Consider the following 22539-nt stretch of genomic DNA (forward strand, 5'->3'; position numbering starts at 1 on the left):
CCGTGGTCTTAGGCGCGATAGCGGAACAATGGTTGACCGAATTGAATCACTTCGCCATTTTTCACCAGAATTTCTTCAATCACACCACTTTGAGTTGCTTCAATCGGGTTCATGATTTTCATGGCTTCAATAATACCCAGTGTTTCACCTGCAGAAACGGTTTGGCCCACTTTCACGAATGGTGCTTCACCCGGGTTTGGTGCTGCATAGAACACACCAACCATAGGTGATGTTTCAACTGCACCGCGTGGTGTTTTTGCAGCAGGTGCTGCAGCTGCAGTAGCTACAGGCATTGCAGGAACAGCTGCTGCTACCACAGGATTGCGACGGGTGAGGGCGATGGATTGGTCACCCTCTTTAACTTCGATCGCTTGTAAGTCAGATTCAATCATCAGGTCGATGAGTTTCTTGATTTTACGGATATCCATGAGACAGTATTCCTAATTATGATTGCTTAGAAGGTTGAATTTTATCGATGGCGAATTCCAGTGCAGCGCTATAACCTTTTGCACCTAAACCACAAATCACGCCAACGGCTTTATCGGATAAATATGAATGATGTCGGAATGCTTCACGTGCGTGTACATTAGACAAGTGAACTTCAATAAACGGAATGGCAACACCAAGAAGCGCATCACGTACTGCAACAGAGGTATGGGTCAACGCCGCAGGATTGATAATGATGAATTGAACGCTTTCTTTTTGTGCTTGATGAATTCGGTCGACAATTGCACCTTCCCAATTGCTTTGAAAAGTATCTAGGGAAAGAGATGCATTCTGAGCTTGAGCGATGAGCTTTTGATTTATATCGTCTAGGGTAAGGTGTCCATAAACTTCAGGTTCACGCATACCGAGTAAATTTAGATTCGGTCCATGAATAACCAAAATGGTTGAGCCCATTCAGCTTGCTCCAATTATAAGTTTGCAAATATACCTTGCAAGATGTCAGCAAAGTTTGCGTATTATGGCAAATAATCCCGTATTTCTATTATAATTTGTTTAAATTGATACGGAAGCTATGTGTCAAAACTGAGCTATATAATGAGAACTTTGCAGGTAATTGGCAATGTTAAAAAATGACATTTTTTATAATTATTACTAGTTCTTACATTGTAAGCTAAATTGACCAAAACAGTTCATTTATTTTGTGTAACAGTCACGGTAGAGTCATGAATAGGCAGCAGTTCCTTCCAGCAGATGGTATCGCGTGGTGAGTTGTGCTGCTGTTTCATCTGCCAGGCCGAATTGGCAGAATGATAGACCACCTGTATACAATCCGATCCATAGCGTTGTTGCATTTTCAACAAGGTGTTCATTAAATTATCCCATTGTTGAATCAATGCTAAAGGTTGCCCTAAGCCATGAATATAGTGCTGTTTAACAGATAATGCACTAAAATGACTTTCACATTTCCACTTTCAAATATTTATAATTTATTTAAATAAAACATCTATTTGCTTTAATGAAAGCCAGCAAGTCATCGCTTGCATATTCAAGACTTAGCGCGTAAGACAGCCTATTTTTATAGGGTGGGCCAGATACCTTTTCATAGCGTGAACCATGGACACAGCTATACAATTGCTGCCGGTTTAAGCGTTTATGAGCACGGCTGACATGAAAAATCACTGCATGTTTGATAATTGATTTTTTGGTTAATACTGTAGCGAAACTGCGTGATGAAAGAATGCTTTTTGCTGGTGTTACAGGATCATTGAATGTAGTACATGATTGACCTTTTAATTCAGGAATTGTCCGTGCAATCATCACCGAAAATTGTTTGCCGAGATGATATTTATTGGCAAAAGTTAAGTCATAGCAACTATAAAATTTATAGTCTTGAAACTGTTTGCCGTTTTTACGACCAATACCCAAATTTCGATGACCAGTGTTTCTACGAGCAGGCTTTCATAACTGCATAAGTCTAAATGTGGTAAATAGCATAGAGTCTTAAAACAAAGACTTATTTTGACAAAATAACTGGCCTGTTTGGCTTGGGTCTTAGTAATGCCACTCCTATGCAGCATAGTAAACCCAGTGATTGCTCAATGAGCTGGATTAAGACTCGACAATATTGTTCTAGAATTGTTCTAGATCAAAATATTTTACATAACTGCTGTGCTGGATAAAACAATCATCAATTTAAGGGTTAGTTGAGGTTCTAAATCATCAAGTGGAATGCTGTTCCAGAATCCCAAAAAGCGTCGTGACATATCTGTGTATAAAGCATAATTACTGGAAAATACTTTGACTCCTAACAGGCCAAGTCTATTGTTCAATTTTATAAAAATATAAGTACATTATTGGAAAGTATAACCACAGGTTGGCCATTTAAATGAGGATTAAATCTCCGTTCACAGCTTACATAGTAGTTAATATCAGAGTTGGTTAGTCATTTTTCTTATTTTGAAATTGTAACGTTTTCAAGGTGAGGAAAATAAAATCGTTTATAAATTTCAATTTTTAAAAATCCGAATAATCAAGAGGTCATTCGATAAAGAGCTTGAGCAGCATGTAAGGTTCAGTGTAATTAGCGTTAATAGCGTAAAGATGAGATTCAGTGATAGACTAAAAATCAGTAAATTAATCTTCTGATCATTACAATGAATTAAGTCGAAACAGTTTGTAGGTTGGTTAATCAGAAATATCCGCTAGATTAATAAGAGTCGTAATTACATACGGCATATCCCTAGCAATCAGGGCTAGTAATCAATCGAAAGGATGAATATGAAAATGGCTAATCAACAACAATCGAATCCGCAAAGCGAAAATCAAAAGCATCAACAGCAACAGCAGCAACAAGACAATCAACGTCAGCAAAACCAAGGCAATCAACGCCAACAGCAGCAAAAAAACCCTCAACAGCAAAAATAATCCTAAAACTTGCTTAGGATTGATTATAAGCCTCAAGTTTACTTGGGGCTTTTATCTATCTTATCTGCGTATGTTAAAAGTAAAATTTTGATCTGTGCCGGCTATATATCAACTCATTAAATTTATTAGCGCAATTTTTTTAAAATACAGGTCACTACACCCCAGATCATCAATTGTTCTTCACTGCGCAAATAAATATCCGGATATTCTGGGTTTTCTGCTTTTAACCAGATTTTCACTTCTCTATTTTTCTGTTTTTCTATCATTAATCGTTTAACGGTAAACTCATTATTAATTAAAGCCAAAACAATATCGCCATGTTCTGCGTTCAAGCTACGGTCAACTAAAATCTGGTCATCAATGTCTATACCAGCATTCTTCATTGACAACGAATTTACTCGTAATACAAAGGTACTGGAGGCGTTGTGTACGAGATATTGATTTAAGTCGATAACGTCTTCCGTGTAATCCTGAGCCGGAGAGGGAAAATCTGCCCCAACTGATTCCAACGGATAAGGAATATCGAGTTGGGTCTGAATCTGTATTGAATGCAGTTCAATCTTCTGACTACGGTCATCTGCGGGTTTGGGTTTTAACCAGGACTTAATTTCAGATACTTTAGACTCGGGTACGCGCATGACGACAGTTTTTTCCTGATACTGGGTTTTTCGGCCAGCATTTTTACGTTTTCCGCCGTGACTATATTGAGGGCTTATTGTAGATTCTGTTGTATCTTGTGGTTTCATTTACATCTTTTTTGATTTTGTAACCTTTTCAAGATTAGCAAAAAATATTGAAAATAAAAAGTTTAGCCATGTTAAATCGTTCTAAGTTAAACTGGGGCTATTCGGTTTTTATCTGCCAGAGAAGCGCAATGTCAAAAAAATCCCAACAACTTTCACCCTTAGAAGAGCTGATTGCAGAACAAAAGTTATTGTGTGAGGAGTTCGATTCTGCTTATGTCCAGGTGAGTGGTGATGATGTCGTAGCTATTGCGGTACAAACTTTAAATAAGGAACCGATTGTCGGGATTCGTAAAAAGCCTGAAACGGATGAAAATATTGGCTGGTTTATTTACGGGGGCGAACTGGAAGAGGGTGAAGACTTTTTCCAGACCATGACAGTTCGAGAGTTACAGGATATTTTACCTGAAGTGCTGCCATACCTGGCTTTGGCTGAGGGTTTCCGCTTTATGATTGATCGTGAAGACTATGAAGATGTGTGGAAAGAAGACCAATAGTGCATGAGCCACGGAATCTGTGGCTTTAATTAACTTCACTGCAAAGCGTTACATTTCTATGTTGGTGTATTTATAGACAATTATTGCGGCTATGTTAATATAATAATATAATAAGCAAATACACCTTGTGTAAGGGGAGTTGCTCCATGACAGCTTATACCATCATGAAAGCAGGCAAATATGAGGATGACATGATTCCTAAACTTGCCATACATGCCTTCCGTCACGCATTTAACAAAGCATGTGCAGTAGCAACGGTCGTCTATGTAAAAGATCAGCAATTACTACAACACGAAGCCAATGGACAAGAAACCGTGATTGCAGACCTGCACCAAAGCTATATAAGTGTTAATCATCTTCCTAAAGTTTTAAAACGCAAGAGAAAACAAGAGGCAGCTGTATAATAGAATGCCTCAACCAAGAATAAGAATGTTTGCCGGTCCGAATGGATCTGGAAAGAGCACAGTCAAAGAATATTTATTGCCCCATTATATTGGGGCTTATTTAAATGCCGATGAATTGGAACAGAATCTTCGCTTGAGTCAACGACTGGATTTAATGATCTATCATCCTGCCTTAAAAGCTCAATCCCTCATTGCTTTCCTTAAACAGAAAAAGCGTCCTCAATCCGGTCAGCTTTTGGCTTTACTGCAACATGAACCCACTATAATTGATGACTGGAATATCCAGTTTCAGGCATCAGAAATAGATTCTTATCTTTGCGCACGAATTATTGACTATATTCGCCTGGAATTTTTGCGCTTAAAAATCAGTTTTACTTTTGAAACGGTAATGTCTCATATCTCTAAAGTTGAATTTCTACAACAAGCACAGCTGCAGGGATTTAAAACCTATTTATACTATGTTTCTACGGTTGACCCTAGAATTAATATTGCCCGGGTTAAATACCGGGTGAGTGTAGGTGGACATCCTGTTCCGGAGCAAAAGATTGTGGAACGTTATTATCGCAGTATGGATTTACTCATGCAGGCGATTGATGCCAGTGATCGTACCTATTTGTTTGATAATTCTTCTAATGGCGAAAAAGCCGCTTTTATTGCCGAGATTGAAGCGGCTGAAACATTGAAAATGAACCCTGAGGTTCAACAGTTACCGTGGTGGTTTGCAGAAAAAGTATTTAAAGAATTTAGCGAATAATTCTTTATATCAAGATCTCTGGGATTAAAAACCCGGAAAAAATCAAACAAGATTTAACACATGAATGGATATTATCTATCAATGTGCTGGATTATTATGCGCCGTCCAAAGCGACTATATTTATCAAAATAGCCTAAGCAAGAATAAATTTTTGCAGTTTATTTTCATACCAATCCTTCTGTGATTCTCCTAAAAGGGCAGTGCAGTTACTTAACTCAATTCCATTCAAAAGTGTTATACGTTGAATAATCAAATTCAGGTTTTTCTTTATCATGTTGTCACAATTATTGACCCGAAGATAGAAAAGAAGATCACGCTATACAAGAAATATTCTCCTGAATGAAACTACAACAAAAACAGATTTTGTTGAAATGCGTAACCGCCGTGATGCAACATTGTTTATGCCTAAACTGATTTTATCTGCTTAAAATTGCCTCTGAATTATTTTAAATAATTAAATCTAAAGTAAAAAAACAGGCTCAAAATAGGACATTGAGCCTAATTTTTTCATCTTAAGAACTTCCAGTTTTATGCTCTTTTGAACATCTCTTAAAACAGAACAATTCATTAAAAATTTGCCTATACCTACATAAATAGCCTAAGCAAAAAAAATATTTTAGGAAATTAACAATTGATTAAATAGCTAATTTACTCAAAAATAATTTCATCTAAAAAGTAATGAAAGCACTCCATGATTTTAAATCACCAAATACATATTAATGAAACTGCTACAGCAAAAAATACGCTAGTATTTATTCATGGCCTCTTTGGCAGTTTAAGTAATCTAGGTATGCTGGCACGTGCATACTATGAATCTCATTCAGTCATTCAAATAGACATCCGTAATCATGGCCATTCAGCACATGCAACAGAAATGAATTATGCTGTCATGGCAGCAGATATTCTAGAAACATTAGATAGTTTAAATATTCAAAAATTCTCTGCTATTGGTCATTCTATGGGGGGAAAAATTGCCATGCAATTGGCAAATCAGGCAGGGCAGAGATTAGAACAATTGGTGGTTTTGGATATGGCACCATTTGCATACCAGGAAAGCCATCATAAGCAAATTTTTAAAGCTTTGTTTGCAGTCAAAAATGCACAGATTGAAAGTCGGCAGCAGGCGACCCAGATTATGCGTGAATATTTAAATGAAGAAATGGTGATCCAGTTTTTAATGAAGTCTTTTAATAGAGGCCAATGGTTATTTAATGTCGATGCTTTATTTAATCATTACTCAGAAATCCTGGATTGGAAGATGATCCAGCCTTGGCAAAAAGAGGCACTGTTTATTCGTGGTGGTAAATCTGCCTATATCAGTAAGGATGAACATTTCAGTGCCATCAAACAGCAATTTCCGCATGCTAAAATTCAGGTTGTTGATGATGCTGGACATTGGCTGCATGCTGAAAAAACGCAATCAGTTCTGGATGAAATGAATCGATATCTAAACTAAGTTTAGATATCAAATAGGTTCCCTGTTATTCAAAAACTTCATTGATAGAATCGGCCAATAGTTGCCCCTCAGCCGTTAACTGTTCAGCCATTGCAGCAGTTTTTTTGAGCCCCGACATTCGATACTCGCTATGACCATAATCTTGAATGGAGGTCCAACGGCCACCCCAGGTTAAACCGACCGATTCTGAAATGGTTCCATATAACTGGTAACCTCGCATTGCCCAGGGGTCACGTTCTGAAATAACCACTTTACCATTACGCTTAAATGCAACATCGGCAGCCAAACCAAACTGATGATAACTTTGAAAAGCTTTGGCTCGAGTAATATGACTATTGCCAGCCAGGGCATTCTGGCGCTCTGGACTACGGTAACCCTCTAATAAAACCATTTCATAACCATAACGTTGTTGCATGATTTTAAATACCATTAATAAACGCTGTTTATAACGTGGATTCATTTTATGCCATCGACGATCGGCAGATATGACATCTCCATGTAAATGTGAGATAGCTGAAGATTCTATATTTGTGCTAAATATTTTTGTCTGAATACTGGACTGGCTAGCCTCAATATGACTTGCGGAAATAATGGCTTCTTCAATTAAAGATTGTTCTACTTCAGGAGGAGGTGAAAGCATTTGCCCATCGAGCAAGGTATAAATTTGAGGATCTACTTCTTTTAAATAAGCTGCTTCAATTTTAGTCGGACTTACGGGGCGGGTAAAAGCAAAAATTAAGATACTGGCAAATAATGAAAATCCAGCAACCAGTATCCACCATTGTTGTAAATGCCAATGCGACTGGAGTTGTGTAGGTGCAGCAGCATCATTGAACTGCTGAGCAAATTGCTTGGCAGAATATAATTGTTTCTTACTTTGCAGAATAAGAACCCCAAAGAAGTCTTGTACTTTAAAGCGTAAATCATAAAAAAATAACCAGGCCAGACTGCCAGCCAGCACAATAAAACCCGTAAAAATCGCAATAATCATGGAAATACGGCACTTTCTGAAGATATTGCAAGTGTTTTAATCTCAGAAATATTTATAGAAACTTGAGCCAATTCATCCGATTCACGGTCTTTTACCAGACTTTCTTTAGCACTTAGCTGCTGATTAACAAGTACGGTATATGACAAAGAGTCAACATCTTGAGTTTGAGGGAACTTAACTCGATGGTTGTCCTCTTGCACAGGCTGATTTATTTTAAAGTCAGGTGGGCTGCCATGCATTTCTAAGCCTGTCAAAATTTGCTGCTTATTTTGCTTATGTGCTAAGACCTCCTGCTTAAACAAATCTATATTGCTAAATACAGAACGCTCCTGAATTTTCTGCTGATCTAAAATGTTTAAAAAGGTCGGTTTTGAAGTGGTCATGTTCTATTTTCTTTTTTAATTTTTTTATGGCAAATAAATCGTAATATAGGCTTGTTCAGCAGGCTGACTGATAATGTTCTTATAAATAGATAATGACTTATTATTCTGATTTGAAAGCATCAAATTTAAAGATAAAAATGATAATAAAGCAAAAACTGCTAAAAAGGTTAAAACTCCTCTAAATGGTAATTCACGATGAATGATATGTTTAATTTGATCAGGTAACGCGGCAAAGGGTGAAAAAGATGATTTTTTACCTTTTAAAAAATCAATTTCATCTCCAACTCTTGCCATCATATGATTCAAACTTTGTGTGGACTCAATTCTAAATTTACCGTGAAAGCCAAGTAGCATGCAGTAATGAAAGACTTCTAGGGTTACTAATCGCTCTTTGCCTTGACTCCGCAATGACTCCAGAATTTCAAAAAAGCGATAGCCTGCAAGCTGTGAGCCAAAAAGGCTTAACTGTAAAGGACGAATCATCCAGTGATTCTGTAAATCAAAAAATTGTGCATTTGGTTGAGTCACAATGGTTTCATCAAGCAAAGCACAATACGCATATTTTGCATCGTGAATATCAGCTGCTGAAAATTGCAGTTTTCGCGCCTGGTTCTCAAAACGATCTAACAGGGCTAAAATTTTCTCCTTAAATTCATCTGGATTTACTGGAATAAATTGATTCTTCAATAAAAAAACCACATAGAAACCATCATGCAATAAATCAACTAGATTTGTTGCACTTGTGACGTTAGAAGTTGCAGTTTGGTTTAACCCCAAATCAATTTGACCATTTTCAAAAAGTAAAGGCATTTGATTATTCATATACTGCTTCCTTAGCCATTAGTCACTGCAATAACATCAACTGAAATATCCTGAAAGCCGGCTGGGATATAAATACACATTGATTCAGCATCCAACATACGTTGATATAATTCATTATTGGGTTCAACTTCAAAATAACTGACACCAGAACGTACTGGAATTGCTGTAGGGACTTGCATGAGATGATGTAAAGGAATGACGGGAAGGGCAGCTACAACACGTTGTTCTACATCTACGGAATTACCCACTTTAAAACGCAGTGGGACTAACTGAACCAGCTCATGGCTTTGCATCAAACCACTCGAAACTGCAATATAAAGTTTCGTGTCACGGGTAATTTTGTCGGATTCCAGACTTCCAACCCAATACGAAGGACGTACTTCTTTTAAGGGAATGCTGATATAGCGATTTGAAATGATGGTATCGAGTAAATCGCGCAGAATGGCATCGAGCTGTGAAAAGCTTTCTTGTAAATGATGATGTTTATAATGAGGTAATTGATCCACTTCATAGATGGTAGAAAAAGTCAGCAGTGATCCGGTTAAACGCAGTAATTCAAAAAATAATCGTTCAGGATGAATATGCGGATATTGTAAAAGATGATTCAAGGAGGCATATGCGGTGTTTAAGGCATTCACTAACCAGAAAGAAACAATATCACCGGAACGGAACTCTATGAGTTTTTGCTCATTTTCACGATTGTTGCTTTGAATGGCCTTAATTTTCGCTTTAATGATATTCAGACTACGTTTTAAACCTGACATCAGGCTGGCAGATGCATCAATATGCAAGATCGGTGGAATAAACTTGCAATTAAATTCAAAATTTCCCGAACTTTGCCGTTTAACTTTTGCCACGGCTAAATATAGAAATCCATCCAGGTTATGATTGGGTTCAATGCCAGACTCAAGTAATTTAAATTCTGCACGGCGTCTTAACAAGGTAATATCTGCGGCTGTAGCATCGGTAAATAAATCATGTGTTTCAGTTAAGTGTGAGTGATAACGGCTAGGCTGGCTACTTTCTGCAAACGAGACATTGCGCTTATTGGACTGAATTATAGGTAAGGCCAAATAGATCGTTATTTCTCCGCGTAAAGTTAAGTTATCCAGTTGAATGGGCTCTGGTAATAAGTCATGTGCCGGTGCCTGATAAATTTCGCCATCTTGCCAAAGCATTTCTATTTTTTCTAAAGCCAGAACATGCGTACTTAATTGCACCTCATCAAATTTAATGGATTGAATTCCGTAAGCAAAAGGAATGGTTGATCGGATGGTGTGATTTAAACGCTGTTCATGATAGGCATCTTGCAATTGAAAATGTTGTGGACGTAAAAATAAGCCTTCGCCCCAAAGAATTTTTTCTGCTTTAAACATTAAATTTACCCGTTGTTATTCGTATTATGAGTCGTGTTATAAGGATTGTTTTTGTACACCCAAAAGTTCATGTACTGTTTCTAAAGGGTTCTCATTTTTAATCACATGGTTTAGCCATTCATGTAGAGGCATCTTGCTCCATTTAATTGTTTTTTGTAGTAAGTAGCTGACAGGGCTATGCGGTTCATTGACCTGGAAGTAATCAGCAATATCTTGTAAAAGCTGCATGGCTTGTTCACGATTTGCTAAATGATTTTGTGCGTGTAGCTGAAATTTTTGTGCACTGGTTATCGCTGTCGATGGGTCAACAGCTTGGTTTACGGTTTTAGCTGAATCGGTCAGGTCAGTGATAGGGCTGTATGGATCTGTCATGCATACTGAACCAAATGCATCAGTTTTGTAGATTTTTTTCAGGCTGCCATGAATCGATTCCAGCTGAGAATCGATAGCTGCAAAACATGGAGCATCTACACCCATGAGGCCATCTATTACATTTTTTAAAATATTCCACTGATTCAAAATTTCCAAAAAAGCCTGATAATTTTGATATTGGAAAGATTTTGACGTATTCAATAATGCCTGTTCAAATTGCTCTAGAGCTATATTGACATGACTGGTACTATTTTCTTCACTATGTTTGCGGTGTAGATTTTGTTGATGTAATAATCCATCATAGTCAATTAAAGAATAAAAAGGCGAAATATTTACCAAGGGAATATTCTTAATCAACATTGGCAGTTGATTAATCAGTCCTTGCAACAATCCCATACGTTGATCCAAATCATCCTCTTCAATTTTTGGATATAGGAGTATCCAGAAATCGCTTAAGCTACGTTGGGTTAATTCTAAACCTTTGGCTACTCCATCAAAACCGTACAGATTGGACCAGGCTTCAACTAACCAGGTATATAAACGAATATCTTTGGTTTTTTCAGTCAAAAGTTCAATGGATTTATCCTTTACAAAACTCCAATCGGCCAGTTTCGGTTCTGTAATCCAATCACCTTGTTCTAAAAGTAAATTATCCTGAGTTCGTGCTTTTTTAATGGCATGGAACTCATTGGAAAAAGAACAATCCATCCCGCAAGGGGCTTCATCTGAAATTGCTTTTAATAATCTTTCCAGTTCTAAACTCATGTTCTGCCTTCTGTTTTTTTAATTATGCTTCAGTGATACGGAGCTTTTTTCTCGGTTTTTTTATGGATTTAACTACCGGATTAACTTGATACAATATTTCATTGTCTTGAACATCGATAAAGATATGTTGTGGCATTTTTTGTTCCGCCAATCCGAGTAAAATTTGTGTGGCTAAAGCAGGTAATACGAATGAATTGAGGATGTTATCAACATTACGTGCACCACTATCAACTTCAGTACAACGGCTGAGCAGTAATTCAATCAAGTTTTCACTATAGCTAAGTTTGGTGATGTATTGTTGTTCTAAACGTGCAGTAATTTTGCCCAGTTTATGTTTGATAATGCTGAGCAGTAATTCATCATGTAAAGGGAAATAAGGCACAACACGCATACGACCTAAAAATGCCGGTTTAAACTGTTGATATAAACTTGGCTTTAAGTGTTCTATTAATTGTTCTGCTGTTGGCCATTCCTCAACTACTGAGTTCAAGCAGGCTTGCATAATGACACTGGAACCGACATTGGAGGTCAGCAGGATGATGGTATTTTTAAAATCAATTAAACGCCCTTCGCTATCTTCAATCATGCCCTTGTCAAAGACCTGGTAAAATAATTCCTGGACATCGCTATGGGCCTTTTCAATTTCATCCAACAAGACCACACTATAGGGATTACGGCGTACCGCTTCAGTTAAAATACCCCCTTGACCATATCCAACATAGCCGGGAGGAGCTCCTTTTAGTGTAGAAACCGTATGTGCTTCCTGGTATTCAGACATGTTGATGCTAATCAGATGAGATTCGCCACCATATAACTCATGAGCAAGTGCTAAAGCTGTTTCTGTTTTACCTACACCACTTGGACCCACCAATAAAAATATGCCTTGGGGTTTATGTGGATCTTCTAGTTTTGCTTTAGAGGTTTTTATGCCCTGAACTAGCTGATTTAAGGCATTCTCCTGTCCAATAACTCGTATTGACAGCTTATCTTTTAAATTCAAAATCTGTTTAATTTCATCATTGGCCATTTTTCCTACAGGAATCCCGGTCCAGTCAGAAATAATTTCATGAATCATCTGCGCATTTACGCGTTCAAAAACCAGCGGAGTGGTGCCCTGAAGCTGAGCAAGAGCTTCACGACATTGAGCAATATCTGGATTTGACTGACCTATAGCATGTTGTTCCAGTTCTTTAATCCTGTTGACCAATTGTAGCTCTTTTTGCCACTGAGCTTGTGTATCACTGATTTTCTTGGCTAACTCAGCAATTTTAGCTTTTAGCGCCATGATGCGTTCATGGTGAATAGGCATATTTTGTTGTTCTTTTTCTAGAATATCCTGTTCCAGATTCAGGTTATGCCATTGTGCCTGTAATTGATCCAATTTCACCGGTTGTGCATTTTGCGTTAAAGCTACTCGGGCTGCTGCCGTATCCAGTACACTGATGGCTTTATCTGGAAGCTGACGCCCACTGATATATCGATGAGAGCTATGGACTGCTGCAACAATCGCTTCATCTTCAATGTTTACACTAAAATGATGAGTCATGACAGGAATCATGGCGCGCAGCATATCAATAGCCACTGCTTCTGTTGGTTCTTCTACTTTTACCACTTGAAAGCGGCGACTCAGAGCCGCATCTTTTTCGAAAAACTGTTTATACTCGGCCCAAGTTGTCGCTGCAATGGTGCGTAATTCACCACGTGCAAGCGCTGGTTTAAGCAGATTGGCCGCATCGTTTTGTCCCGCCTGACCACCTGCACCAATTAAGCTATGAGCTTCATCAATAAATAAGATAATGGGGTGACTAGAACTTTGAACTTCCTGAATGACCTGTTTTAGACGATTTTCAAATTCACCTTTGACACTGGCACCTGCCTGTAAAAGCCCTATATCAAGCATATGTAAATGAACATTTTTTAAAGCTTCGGGAACTTGATTGTTAGCAATTTTAACAGCCAGGCCTTCCACTACAGCTGTTTTACCGACCCCTGGATCACCCGTCAAAATAGGATTATTTTGACGACGGCGCATTAAAATATCCAGCATCAGGCGAATTTCGAGTTCCCGACCAATCACTGGATCAATTTCTCCCTTTTGAGCTTTTTCGGTTAAATCAATGGTGTACCGATCTAAAGCAGGTGTTTGCAATATCTGTTTGGATAATTGTGGGGTTAGTATCCTATCTGGATGGGCTGCATTCTGTTCGTATTGTTGCTCGATACTTTGTGTACATTCATTTAAAAAGTTATGTTTCATATGGTCTATTGGTAACAATTCAAATAGGCTAGAAGCTCGGATCGCTATTTGATAAAGATCTGGTGCAGTTAATAATGCGACCAGAAGATGACTGGTTCGAATCAAAGTTTTTTGTTCTGCTGAGGCTAATAACCAGGCTTGTTCTAATAGACGTATGATGGATTTTGCAAAAATTGGAGTCCGTGTATTGCCTTTAGGCAATTGTGCAATACTTTTCTTTAAATCATCCATTAACTCAAGACGTGATATTTTGTAATTTTCTAATAGCAATTGGATATCATTATTTTCTTGATTGTATAGAATTTCTAAAAATATGTGTTCAATTTCTATTTCGTAATTGCGTTGGGCTATACAGGTGTTGGCTGATTTCTCTAGTGCCAGACGAGCACAAGAAGATAATTTTGTAATCAGAATTTTTAAATTATTCATAACATACTCAATATCATTAAAAGAACATCAGTTTTTATTCTGTTTATTTACTGAATGATTCTGGTTTTATTTCTAGTTTGATTGTTTTTTAAATTTATTTATTTAAAACAATGAATTACATTTATTTTTTCTAAAAATAATCTGCACATAATACACATTTTTTCTAAAAATCAAAAAAATATATGATGATTTTTTGTATCTTTTACATAAAAAAACAATAAAAAGTGTGGTTTTTACTTAATTAACTGTTGACTTAAGCTAGTTGTTTTTTGTTAAATCTGCGCATTGATTAAGAATCATAATAATAAATTAAAGATTATAAAAATCATTTAATGTTCTTAAACCTATACTAATAATTAAATTTAAAGCTATAAAATTAGAGGCATCTTTTGAATAAATATAAATTTTTTTTATCCTTAGTAATAGGACTATCTATCACTCCTTTAACCTCCGCGAGTGAAAAATCTATTGAACTCAAAAGAGGATGCGTTAAGAATTATCCTTTAGTTCGTGATGAAATCGATTCTGAATTATTAAATATCTATCGTCAGATATGTGATAGAAAAAATAAGAAAAATATTGAATTGAAAAATGATTTATCTATTCAAGCTGCTCAAAGATTTCAGGCCATCGGGAAAAATCTGAAAGCATTGCAATGGGTCGAGGAGTTGCGTAAACAGAATGTTCAGTGCAGAGAGCTGACCGATGTTGCTTTTCTTGCAGGGATAGGGATTAGCGAGAATAATTTACAGTATATGCGTAATAATGAAATGCGTTATCTGAATGCAGAAAATACTTATCCTGCAGCAAAAAAATTGTCTGATCATATTCAAATTTCCTTACCTGAACCTGATACCTCTAATGCTAAAGTCGTTACTGCAAGCACGGTCAGACTAAAACAACGGCTGAAAAGCAGTACTTTATCAAATCGTACCGTTGAAAAAGCCAACTCTGTAAGCCATCCCCAAAGTGTCAATTTACAGAGCAGAGCAATTAAAACATCTGCACGAGATACGACAGCGGCAAAAAAACCGCAAAGTAACAATTCTATAACTTCGGGTTCAAGCCCATTTGCTTCATTTAATAAGAACTAAAATAGGACAGTCTTCATGGCTAAACGTGAAAGTGTACAAAAGAAATTACAACGTATCCGTCCACCACGTGTACAGCTCACTTATGATGTAGAAGTCGGAAATGGTAAGGAAATAAAAGAGCTGCCTTTTGTGATTGGGGTTTTAGGTGACTTTTCGTCTGCCTCGGAATTAGAAAAAACTAAATTAAAGGATAAAAAATTTATCAATGTTGATTTGGATAATATTGATGAGGTCATACAATCACTGGCACCTCGTGCAGCTTTTCAGGTTGAGAACACCTTAACCGAAGAAGGAGGCCACATATCCGTGGATTTAACTTTTAATTCAATGGCAGATTTCCGTCCAGAGAATGTCGTACAACAAGTCGATCCATTACGTCAATTGGTGGAGGCACGAGAACGCCTAACTGATTTGCGTAACAAAATTTCAAATAATGAACGTCTTGAAGATTTGTTGGATGAAATTCTGCAAAATACAGATCAAGTTCGCAAGTTAAGCGTGGAGGCAGAACATGAATAATTTTCATACTGCCACTGCAACAGCTACAGATATTCAAGAATTTACTTTGCTGGATTCGATTGTTGAGCAAAGTCGCATCGCACGTAATGAGGAAGAACATCATCGGGCCAAAAGCCTGATAGCTGAATTGGCTAAAGAAGTGATGGCTGGAACCATAACGGTTTCCGAAAATATGACTTTGTCTATTGATAAGCGAATTGCAGAAATTGATGCCTTAATTTCCAGCCAGTTAAGCAAAATTATGCATCATGAACAATTTCAGAAAATTGAATCAACCTGGCGTGGCTTATACTATTTCTGTCAGGAAACACCATCGCATTCTTTAATTAAAATTCGTATGCTCAACACCAGCAAAAAAGAACTGATTAAAGACTTTCAGGGAGCAACTGATTTTGATCAGAGTATGCTGTTTAAAAAAATCTATGAAGAAGAATATGGTTCGTTTGGCGGTGCACCTTATGCCACATTAGTGGGTGATTTTGAATTTGATCGTACTCCATCTGATATGTATTTGCTGGAGCAGATTTCCCATGTCGCTGCAGCAGCACATGCACCCTTTATCTCAGCAGCAAGTGCCAATATATTAGGCCTAGTGTCATTTACCGATATTGATCGCCCACGTGATGTTTCTAAAATTTTTGAAACTGCTGAATATGTTCAGTGGCGTTCATTCCGCGAAAGTGATGATGCCCGTTATGTGGCATTGACTATGCCTCGCGTATTAGGGCGTCTGCCATATCATCCCAAAGATGGAACTGTGACACAAGGCTTTAACTTTATAGAAGAAGTGACTGGTCAAAACCATGCTGAATATTTATGGATGAATGCAGCTTATGCATTTGCGACACGCTTAACCAATGCTTTTGATATGCATGGTTGGTGCGCAGCCATTCGTGGCGTGGAAGGTGGTGGTCTGGTTGAAGGTTTGCCAGTGCATACGTTCAAGACTAATGATGGTGAAGTAGTATTCAAATGTCCCACTGAGATTGCTATTACTGACCGTCGTGAAAAAGAACTCAGTGATTTAGGATTTATCCCTTTGGTACATTGCAAAAATACCGACTATGCTGTTTTTTTTGGTGCGCAATCGACTCAAAAACCGAAAAAATATGAGAGTGATAGTGCAAATGCCAATTCTGCTTTATCGAGTCAGATTCAATACATTATGGCCGTTTCACGTATTGCGCATTATCTAAAGGCTATGATGCGCGACAAAGTGGGTAGTTTTGCATCTGCTGGTAATGTTGAAGCATTTTTAAATGAATGGCTATCGCAATACGTTTTGTTGGATGATGGTGCATCGCAAGAGGCAAAAGCACAGTATCCGCTTCGCGAAGCTTCAGTAAAAGTTGTAGAGAACCCAGCTCAACCTGGACACTACAAGTCTGTGGTCTTTTTACGACCACATTTTCAATTGGATGAGTTGTCAGTTTCTTTGCGACTTGTTACTGAGTTATCTCAGTCCTCTAACTAATCAGAGCGCAATTTTATAATAATTTAAAAATAAAACAGGAAAATTAAAAAAATGAAAGATATATACGTACAATTTCGAGGTAAATATAAAGTTGATGGTGAATCTCGTGACTCCGAGCACAAAGATTGGCTAGAAGTAAATTCTTGGGCACACAATATTCGTCAACCCAAATCAGCGACATCTTCAAGTGTAGGGGGCCATACTGCCGAAAGGGTTGAACATTCAGATATGCTATTTATGAAAGATTTAGATGCAACCAGTCCAAAACTTTGGGAAGCATGTTCAGCTGGATATACCTTTGACGAAGTTCAAATCGATTTTTATCGTGCCAATGGTGATAAACGGATTAAATATCTTCAAATTAAATTAAAGGACGTGCTTGTTTCAAGCGTTACCCCAAACGTCAATGAAGAAGGGGTTCCGACTGAATCTTTTGGTTTGAAATATGCTGCAGTAGAGTGGACTTATAATCAGCAGGATATTAACGGTACACAAAAAGGTGCGGTGACCAAGAAATGGTCTCTTTCTAATAATACAGCTTCTTACGCTGCATAATGTACTAACCCAAATAGTGGCCAACTACCGTTGGTCGCTATAAATGATTTTTAATTTATAATTAAATAATAAGAACATGAATTTAGACCAATTATATCCCTACGGCTTTAAAACCACTTTATTCGACCGACTATTAGCTGAAACTGAAAAGAATGACCATGGGATTTCGCTTCAAAAATTACGAGAATCTGTAGCCTTGGATCTAGAGGATTTACTGAATAGCCGCATGTCACTATTGGATGGCGTAATTGATGACTTTCCTTTAGCAAAACAGTCCGTTCTGCAATTTGGGATTATTGACTTTGTGGGGCTATCAACAGCCAATCCCATAGACCGGGATAAAATTTGTCAATCTATCGAGCAATCGATTGCTGCGCATGAACCGAGATTAAAACAGGTTAAGGTCACCATGTTATTTGATGGTCATAACATGGGAGGATTATCTTTAAGTATTCAAGCTTATTTAAACATTCAGCCTTTATTTGAGCCGGTCATTCTGGATGTTTTATTGAAGCCCACAACACAACAATATGTTATTTCAGCAAGATCTTAAGTAGGTTTGCCGTGATTGAAGAACTCTTACCTTATTATGAAAAGCAATTACAAGAATTTGGACAACAATCGCGTGAATTTGCACAGAAATATCCGAAAATTGCTCAACGTCTATCGCTCAATCAAGAACAAATTGACGATCCGCATATTGAACGTCTGGTTCAGGCTTTTTCACTCATAGCTGCACGTATTGATAAAAAACTAGCAGACAGTTATGAGGTTTTTACCCGTTCATTATTTGAAGTCATGTTTCCTCAATATCTTAAGCCATTTCCAGCATGTTCAGTGGTCAGTTTTGAAGATATAAATAAGATAAAACAGTTGACGGAGGTACATGAAATTCCTAAAGCAACTTCCTTAAAGTCACGTAATTTTAAAGGCGTACAGTGTGAATTTAGCACGACCCAGCCTGTACGATTATTACCGATCGCTTTAAAAAGTCTGAATTTTAAAACCCATCCTCGTACACATATGTATTTAAATCAGAATGCGACGCTTAATTTAGGCTTTGAAATTTATCAAGGAAGCAGACAACTTTTAATTAATGAAAATTTACCGATTTACTTAGATGCGATTGCAAATTTTCCCTTGCAGGTCCTGGATAGCATATTCCATGCCAGCACAGGATTTTCATTAAGAATTGGCAATCGCGTTATTGAAATTGCTCATCCATTTGCAGTCATGGGCTTTGCTGAATCTGAAAGTTTATTACCGATTGATCAACATACCCATCATGCTTATCGTTTACTGATGGAATACTTTTGTTTTCCTGAAAAATTTAATTATCTCAATCTTAATTTAAATTTCTTGAAACATTTAACAGAAGAAGAGACAGCATTTGAAATATTGATTCATTTAAAAATTAATTTAAATGATCAGGCCTGTATCCGAAACTATACTGAGCTGAATGTTGCAAACTTTAAGCTATTTTCAACGCCTGTAGTGAACCTATTTTATAAGCAGGCTGAACCACAGAAAATCAATCATAAACAATTAGAATACCCATTGCTCACTGATGCACATCATCCCGAATTTTATCAGATTTATTCAATAGTTGAGATGAACATGATTCGGGAAAAAAGTAATCAGGATCAGATTAGGGTTCCCATTCTACCATTTTTTGCCATGAGTCATTATCATCAGCATAATGAGCAATATTTTTATAGTCTGAATCATACACAATTGCAGAATAATGGGGTTGAAACCCATTATTCCATTGTTTCTAAACATTTATCACCCCAAAGTACCAAGTCTGATTTTATCAGTACACAATTGCTCTGTTGTAATCAGGATTTGCCGCATGAAGCTTTAAGTCAGGCCAATAATGTTCTGAATTTAAATGAGAGCCACCTTGCACGGCGTGCGATGATGTTAAAGCGACCGTCCAAGCCATATTACTTTGAGCAAAATAAAAATGAACAATGGCGCGTTATTTCTCATTTATCCTTAAATACCTTATCTCTGATGAAAGGAGATGCCGTTAGCCATATTAAAGAGCTTTTAGTGCTTTATAACTTGCCTAAATTAAAAGAAAACCAGCTTGTTATTGACGCCATCAAAAAGATTGATTTCTCTTTGACACAAAAACTGGTTGAAGCACAACCTTTTCCCTTATTTGTCCGGGGTATTAAAGTGAGTTTAGCCATAGATTCACAAATTTTTAAAGGCCATAGTCTGTATATTTTCAGCCAACTTTTAAGTCATATTTTTAATTTAAAAGTTCAAATGAATAGTTATGTTGATCTTGTGGTCAGTGATTCAAATACTCAACAGGAGTTATACCAATGCGTGCAGAACGTTGGTGGCAAGAAACTTCTGTAATAGATGATCTCTTTACCACCCCTACAGCTTATGAGTTTATTCAGGCGATACGTTTGCTGCGCCATAGGCCACATTCATCTACAACACAGTATTGGGCGAATGATTTTAAATTTCACAGTTCTTTAAATCTTAATTTTCCAGTGACTGAGATAGAATCCTTAACTTTTGAAAACAAGGATATACAGATCACTAATCTCATGATGGGAATCACCGGTATACAAGGTGCTTTGCCCTATAGTTATACCCATAAAGTTAAGCAAAGTCGTCATCAGCAACGACAAGAAATCCTTGGTTTTCTGAGTCTATTTAATCATAAATTAACAACACAATATGTCGATGCGAGTTTGGCTTATTATTTACCCATACGTTATGAAATTGAAAAGGAAAATGATTATCTGGATATCCTTCATGCCTTGAATGGGTATGTCAGACTACAACAGGATCAGACTGAGTTAGATGATTATTTTGCTGAATTTTCAGGTTTAATGCAGGGGCAAAATAATACTGCATATGCTTTAAAAACCATGCTGAACTGTATTTTCAAAACTGAATTTAAAATAAAACAGTGGGTAGAAGAAAAATTCAAATTAGAAGATGTACAACGAACAACTTTAGGGGGGAATGCCAATTTACTCGGTAGAAATACATTCTGTGGTGAGAGCATTCGACAAATTGATGGAAAAGTAGAGATTCAGATTGGCCCATTATCTAGAACGGATTATCTGAGTTTTTTACCCAAGCAACAAATGAGTGAAAAATTAAAGAAAATAATTTCAACTTGGTGTAGTCCCACAACACTGGTAGATGTGCGCTTAATATTAAAAAAAGAAGAAATACAGCCACTTTGCCTGAATACAAAATCCGAGCAGGGCTTGGCACAAAACGCTTTTTTAATGACTCAAAATAGAGAAGCTAATTTGGAGACATGTTATGCATTATTTGGGGAGCTTCTATGAATAAGCTGGTGCTGGGAACGTTCAGTAGTATTTTTCTATTGTTGGGTGTGATCATTATTTATTATTGGCGTGATATTCAATATGAACCTTCAAGTTTAGATTTAGTATCATATTTTCTTATATGGCCTGTAGTTTTATCTATCATTCTGCTTGCACCATATTTTATTTATCAGGCCTATCAATCATATATAAGATGTCGACAGCAGCATCACGCCTTATTAGAACAGCAATCAAATAAAGCACAGACTGAGCATGAGCTAAAAGTTGAAGAGATCCAATGCTTCAATTTAAATATTTTTTCATCTTCTGTGTGCCATGCATGGGGTGAAAATACAACAATAATTGATGGTCTAAAAAAGTTTAAATCGCCGGAATTAGATCCTCATTTGGAAAATAGTTATGGCTTAGCTGTTTTATCCTACAGGATTCAAATGCTCGATCATATTTTAGAGCTGGAAGAGAATGAGCAAAATGAAGAAGATAAAGTGGGGTGCTTGGCACGTATAAAAGCTTTAATTCAACAACAATTAGAACAACATACTGAAATCTTAATGCAAGTGGCTGAGCATTTAAAGCAGTCTGCATTATTTTATGATAGCGAATTGGCATATCAATACCGGATGCATCCTGGATGGAGAAAGACCGATACTTCAAGCCGTGATGCAGACGAACAGTGCATCTCAATAAAGCCGGTACCACGTCTAAATCGACTCAATATTCATATCTTATTATCAGACAACTTGTTACATGTCTGGGATGAATATTCAAGCCGGGAAATGCTGTCTAATTTTATGCAATCCTTGGGAACGATCTCACAGCAAATACATCTGAAACATCATTATATTGCCCAGCAAAGTGCTTATGCAGACTGGCTGAATTTATTGGATCAAATATCAAAACAAAGTCAGGAATTTTCATTAATAATGAATGTGGACTCTGAAATTGACCAGACATTTTTGGATGAAAAAATGTGGGGGATGGATGATTATTTGCCAGCAGAATTTGCATCCAGTTGGTGTGTGGCCGCTGAAGATGTGAAGATCAATAATCTAGATGCAATCAAGACGCTTAAGGTTGCCAATAATGTAGGTAATTTATTGACTTGCCTTAATCAGGTGATGCCTGATCACGCTGATCAGACCCAGCAAGAACAACCTTTTGTACTGATTTTAGATGATGCAACAGATATAAAAAAAATTAAGAAAAATAATCAGATATTTTTACCCACTTTAATTGAACCTTACCATTTTATATATACACACCCGATTTTTGGTCATACACAACAACTCGCAAAAATTTTTGGTTTTATGTTGGGTACGCATTTGTCAAAGGATATGACTAGCATGATATACAGCACTGACCAAGCCTTAACCCATGCTTTTTTTAAATCGATGTAGAATTAAATTAATTCAAATAACAAATCATTTAAAGATAAATAAAATAACGAG

The 22539-nt window shown here is 37.0% G+C and carries 24 protein-coding genes; 13 read left to right on the forward strand and 11 right to left on the reverse strand.

The features are described from left to right. Nucleotides 1-8 precede the first annotated feature (8 nt). The 4 genes from accB to GTU69_RS17175 all read right to left on the reverse strand — a co-directional run bounded on the left by accB (nucleotide 9) and on the right by GTU69_RS17175 (nucleotide 1872). The gene (accB, locus tag GTU69_RS09120) at nucleotides 9-428 is read right to left on the reverse strand and encodes an acetyl-CoA carboxylase biotin carboxyl carrier protein (protein WP_086197358.1); all 420 of its coding nucleotides are present in this window, start codon (nucleotides 426-428) and stop codon (nucleotides 9-11) included. Nucleotides 429-444: 16 nt separating this feature from the next. Continuing rightward, nucleotides 445-900 carry a type II 3-dehydroquinate dehydratase gene (gene aroQ, locus GTU69_RS09125; protein ID WP_166169925.1) on the reverse strand — a complete coding sequence of 152 codons (456 nt, stop codon included), beginning with the start codon at nucleotides 898-900 and terminating at the stop codon, nucleotides 445-447. A gap of 236 nt (nucleotides 901-1136) precedes the next feature. Further along, on the reverse strand, nucleotides 1137-1316 hold the full coding sequence (locus GTU69_RS17170) for a DUF4113 domain-containing protein (RefSeq protein ID WP_240921615.1): 180 nt from the start codon (nucleotides 1314-1316) through the stop codon (nucleotides 1137-1139). 121 nt (nucleotides 1317-1437) lie between these two features. Further along, on the reverse strand, nucleotides 1438-1872 hold the full coding sequence (locus GTU69_RS17175; RefSeq protein WP_240921616.1) for a hypothetical protein: 435 nt from the start codon (nucleotides 1870-1872) through the stop codon (nucleotides 1438-1440). 858 nt (nucleotides 1873-2730) lie between these two features. Between GTU69_RS17175 and GTU69_RS09135 the strand changes: the two genes are divergently transcribed. After that, entirely contained in the window at nucleotides 2731-2871 is a 141-nt protein-coding gene (locus GTU69_RS09135) for a hypothetical protein (protein ID WP_166169875.1), read from the forward strand. Between the two features lie 125 nt (nucleotides 2872-2996). On the opposite strand, the gene umuD is transcribed toward GTU69_RS09135, so the two are convergent. Then, nucleotides 2997-3617 carry a translesion error-prone DNA polymerase V autoproteolytic subunit gene (umuD, locus tag GTU69_RS09140; protein ID WP_166169927.1) on the reverse strand — a complete coding sequence of 207 codons (621 nt, stop codon included), beginning with the start codon at nucleotides 3615-3617 and terminating at the stop codon, nucleotides 2997-2999. A 128-nt stretch (nucleotides 3618-3745) separates the two neighbouring features. On the opposite strand from umuD, the gene GTU69_RS09145 reads away from it, so the two are divergent. The 4 genes from GTU69_RS09145 (at nucleotide 3746) to GTU69_RS09160 (ending at nucleotide 6725) form a co-directional block, all read left to right on the forward strand. Continuing rightward, nucleotides 3746-4111 (forward strand): hypothetical protein, encoded by a 366-nt coding sequence (locus tag GTU69_RS09145; protein WP_166169928.1) that lies wholly within the window; start codon nucleotides 3746-3748, stop codon nucleotides 4109-4111. Nucleotides 4112-4257: 146 nt separating this feature from the next. Beyond that, nucleotides 4258-4515, forward strand: coding sequence for a hypothetical protein (locus tag GTU69_RS09150; protein ID WP_166169930.1), 258 nt, complete (start codon nucleotides 4258-4260; stop codon nucleotides 4513-4515). A 4-nt stretch (nucleotides 4516-4519) separates the two neighbouring features. Then, entirely contained in the window at nucleotides 4520-5269 is a 750-nt protein-coding gene (locus GTU69_RS09155; RefSeq protein WP_166169931.1) for a zeta toxin, read from the forward strand. 691 nt (nucleotides 5270-5960) lie between these two features. Next, a complete protein-coding gene (locus GTU69_RS09160) occupies nucleotides 5961-6725 on the forward strand; it encodes an alpha/beta fold hydrolase (RefSeq protein ID WP_166169933.1) in 765 nt (254 codons plus the stop codon). A gap of 25 nt (nucleotides 6726-6750) precedes the next feature. On the opposite strand, the gene GTU69_RS09165 is transcribed toward GTU69_RS09160, so the two are convergent. From GTU69_RS09165 to tssH, 6 genes are read right to left on the reverse strand one after another with little or no spacing between them, the layout of a single operon-like run. After that, nucleotides 6751-7716, reverse strand: a complete 966-nt coding sequence (locus GTU69_RS09165; RefSeq protein WP_166169935.1) for a M15 family metallopeptidase — start codon at nucleotides 7714-7716, stop codon at nucleotides 6751-6753. After that, complete coding sequence (locus GTU69_RS09170; protein WP_166169937.1) at nucleotides 7713-8099, reverse strand: hypothetical protein; 387 nt, start codon at nucleotides 8097-8099, stop codon at nucleotides 7713-7715. The genes GTU69_RS09165 and GTU69_RS09170 overlap by 4 nt, the downstream gene beginning before the upstream one ends. Nucleotides 8100-8123: 24 nt before the next feature. Further along, nucleotides 8124-8921, reverse strand: a complete 798-nt coding sequence (locus GTU69_RS09175) for a DotU family type IV/VI secretion system protein (RefSeq protein WP_166169939.1) — start codon at nucleotides 8919-8921, stop codon at nucleotides 8124-8126. A gap of 11 nt (nucleotides 8922-8932) precedes the next feature. Continuing rightward, nucleotides 8933-10297 (reverse strand): type VI secretion system baseplate subunit TssK, encoded by a 1365-nt coding sequence (gene tssK / locus GTU69_RS09180; protein ID WP_166169941.1) that lies wholly within the window; start codon nucleotides 10295-10297, stop codon nucleotides 8933-8935. Nucleotides 10298-10333: 36 nt separating this feature from the next. Then, on the reverse strand, nucleotides 10334-11434 hold the full coding sequence (tssA, locus tag GTU69_RS09185; RefSeq protein ID WP_166169943.1) for a type VI secretion system protein TssA: 1101 nt from the start codon (nucleotides 11432-11434) through the stop codon (nucleotides 10334-10336). A 22-nt stretch (nucleotides 11435-11456) separates the two neighbouring features. Beyond that, the gene (tssH, locus tag GTU69_RS09190; RefSeq protein ID WP_166169945.1) at nucleotides 11457-14120 is read right to left on the reverse strand and encodes a type VI secretion system ATPase TssH; all 2664 of its coding nucleotides are present in this window, start codon (nucleotides 14118-14120) and stop codon (nucleotides 11457-11459) included. A gap of 389 nt (nucleotides 14121-14509) precedes the next feature. Between tssH and GTU69_RS09195 the strand changes: the two genes are divergently transcribed. The 8 genes from GTU69_RS09195 to GTU69_RS09230 all read left to right on the forward strand — a co-directional run bounded on the left by GTU69_RS09195 (nucleotide 14510) and on the right by GTU69_RS09230 (nucleotide 22488). Further along, nucleotides 14510-15214: a hypothetical protein gene (locus GTU69_RS09195; RefSeq protein ID WP_166169947.1), complete on the forward strand. Its 705-nt coding sequence runs from the start codon at nucleotides 14510-14512 to the stop codon at nucleotides 15212-15214. A gap of 15 nt (nucleotides 15215-15229) precedes the next feature. Further along, nucleotides 15230-15733, forward strand: a complete 504-nt coding sequence (gene tssB, locus GTU69_RS09200; protein WP_166169949.1) for a type VI secretion system contractile sheath small subunit — start codon at nucleotides 15230-15232, stop codon at nucleotides 15731-15733. Beyond that, nucleotides 15726-17207 carry a type VI secretion system contractile sheath large subunit gene (tssC, locus tag GTU69_RS09205; protein WP_166169951.1) on the forward strand — a complete coding sequence of 494 codons (1482 nt, stop codon included), beginning with the start codon at nucleotides 15726-15728 and terminating at the stop codon, nucleotides 17205-17207. The genes tssB and tssC overlap by 8 nt, the downstream gene beginning before the upstream one ends. A 51-nt stretch (nucleotides 17208-17258) precedes the next feature. Continuing rightward, nucleotides 17259-17762: a type VI secretion system tube protein Hcp gene (locus GTU69_RS09210; protein WP_166169953.1), complete on the forward strand. Its 504-nt coding sequence runs from the start codon at nucleotides 17259-17261 to the stop codon at nucleotides 17760-17762. 76 nt (nucleotides 17763-17838) lie between these two features. Continuing rightward, nucleotides 17839-18315: a type VI secretion system baseplate subunit TssE gene (tssE, locus tag GTU69_RS09215; protein ID WP_166169955.1), complete on the forward strand. Its 477-nt coding sequence runs from the start codon at nucleotides 17839-17841 to the stop codon at nucleotides 18313-18315. A gap of 11 nt (nucleotides 18316-18326) precedes the next feature. Further along, a complete protein-coding gene (gene tssF / locus GTU69_RS09220) occupies nucleotides 18327-20135 on the forward strand; it encodes a type VI secretion system baseplate subunit TssF (protein ID WP_166169957.1) in 1809 nt (602 codons plus the stop codon). Next, nucleotides 20099-21091 (forward strand): type VI secretion system baseplate subunit TssG, encoded by a 993-nt coding sequence (gene tssG / locus GTU69_RS09225; RefSeq protein ID WP_166169959.1) that lies wholly within the window; start codon nucleotides 20099-20101, stop codon nucleotides 21089-21091. The genes tssF and tssG overlap by 37 nt, the downstream gene beginning before the upstream one ends. Next, nucleotides 21088-22488 carry a hypothetical protein gene (locus GTU69_RS09230; RefSeq protein WP_166169961.1) on the forward strand — a complete coding sequence of 467 codons (1401 nt, stop codon included), beginning with the start codon at nucleotides 21088-21090 and terminating at the stop codon, nucleotides 22486-22488. Before tssG ends, GTU69_RS09230 begins: the two co-directional genes overlap by 4 nt. Nucleotides 22489-22539: the final 51 nt, after the last annotated feature.

Source organism: Acinetobacter sp. SA01, assembly GCF_011319235.1.
GTDB lineage: Bacteria > Pseudomonadota > Gammaproteobacteria > Pseudomonadales > Moraxellaceae > Acinetobacter.

Coding starts and splice junctions, on each gene's coding strand:
- tssG (WP_166169959.1), top strand. CDS start 20,099: ATGCGTGCAGAACGTTGGTGGCAAGAAACTTCTGTAATAGATGATCTC.
- GTU69_RS09230 (WP_166169961.1), top strand. CDS start 21,088: ATGAATAAGCTGGTGCTGGGAACGTTCAGTAGTATTTTTCTATTGTTG.
- GTU69_RS09160 (WP_166169933.1), top strand. CDS start 5,961: ATGATTTTAAATCACCAAATACATATTAATGAAACTGCTACAGCAAAA.
- tssE (WP_166169955.1), top strand. CDS start 17,839: ATGAATTTAGACCAATTATATCCCTACGGCTTTAAAACCACTTTATTC.
- accB (WP_086197358.1), bottom strand. CDS start 428: ATGGATATCCGTAAAATCAAGAAACTCATCGACCTGATGATTGAATCT.
- tssA (WP_166169943.1), bottom strand. CDS start 11,434: ATGAGTTTAGAACTGGAAAGATTATTAAAAGCAATTTCAGATGAAGCC.
- tssC (WP_166169951.1), top strand. CDS start 15,726: ATGAATAATTTTCATACTGCCACTGCAACAGCTACAGATATTCAAGAA.
- GTU69_RS09170 (WP_166169937.1), bottom strand. CDS start 8,099: ATGACCACTTCAAAACCGACCTTTTTAAACATTTTAGATCAGCAGAAA.
- tssB (WP_166169949.1), top strand. CDS start 15,230: ATGGCTAAACGTGAAAGTGTACAAAAGAAATTACAACGTATCCGTCCA.
- GTU69_RS09150 (WP_166169930.1), top strand. CDS start 4,258: ATGACAGCTTATACCATCATGAAAGCAGGCAAATATGAGGATGACATG.
- GTU69_RS17170 (WP_240921615.1), bottom strand. CDS start 1,316: ATGAACACCTTGTTGAAAATGCAACAACGCTATGGATCGGATTGTATA.
- GTU69_RS09175 (WP_166169939.1), bottom strand. CDS start 8,921: ATGAATAATCAAATGCCTTTACTTTTTGAAAATGGTCAAATTGATTTG.
- tssH (WP_166169945.1), bottom strand. CDS start 14,120: ATGAATAATTTAAAAATTCTGATTACAAAATTATCTTCTTGTGCTCGT.
- GTU69_RS09145 (WP_166169928.1), top strand. CDS start 3,746: ATGTCAAAAAAATCCCAACAACTTTCACCCTTAGAAGAGCTGATTGCA.
- GTU69_RS09165 (WP_166169935.1), bottom strand. CDS start 7,716: ATGATTATTGCGATTTTTACGGGTTTTATTGTGCTGGCTGGCAGTCTG.
- GTU69_RS09155 (WP_166169931.1), top strand. CDS start 4,520: ATGCCTCAACCAAGAATAAGAATGTTTGCCGGTCCGAATGGATCTGGA.
- GTU69_RS09210 (WP_166169953.1), top strand. CDS start 17,259: ATGAAAGATATATACGTACAATTTCGAGGTAAATATAAAGTTGATGGT.
- GTU69_RS09135 (WP_166169875.1), top strand. CDS start 2,731: ATGGCTAATCAACAACAATCGAATCCGCAAAGCGAAAATCAAAAGCAT.
- aroQ (WP_166169925.1), bottom strand. CDS start 900: ATGGGCTCAACCATTTTGGTTATTCATGGACCGAATCTAAATTTACTC.
- umuD (WP_166169927.1), bottom strand. CDS start 3,617: ATGAAACCACAAGATACAACAGAATCTACAATAAGCCCTCAATATAGT.
- tssK (WP_166169941.1), bottom strand. CDS start 10,297: ATGTTTAAAGCAGAAAAAATTCTTTGGGGCGAAGGCTTATTTTTACGT.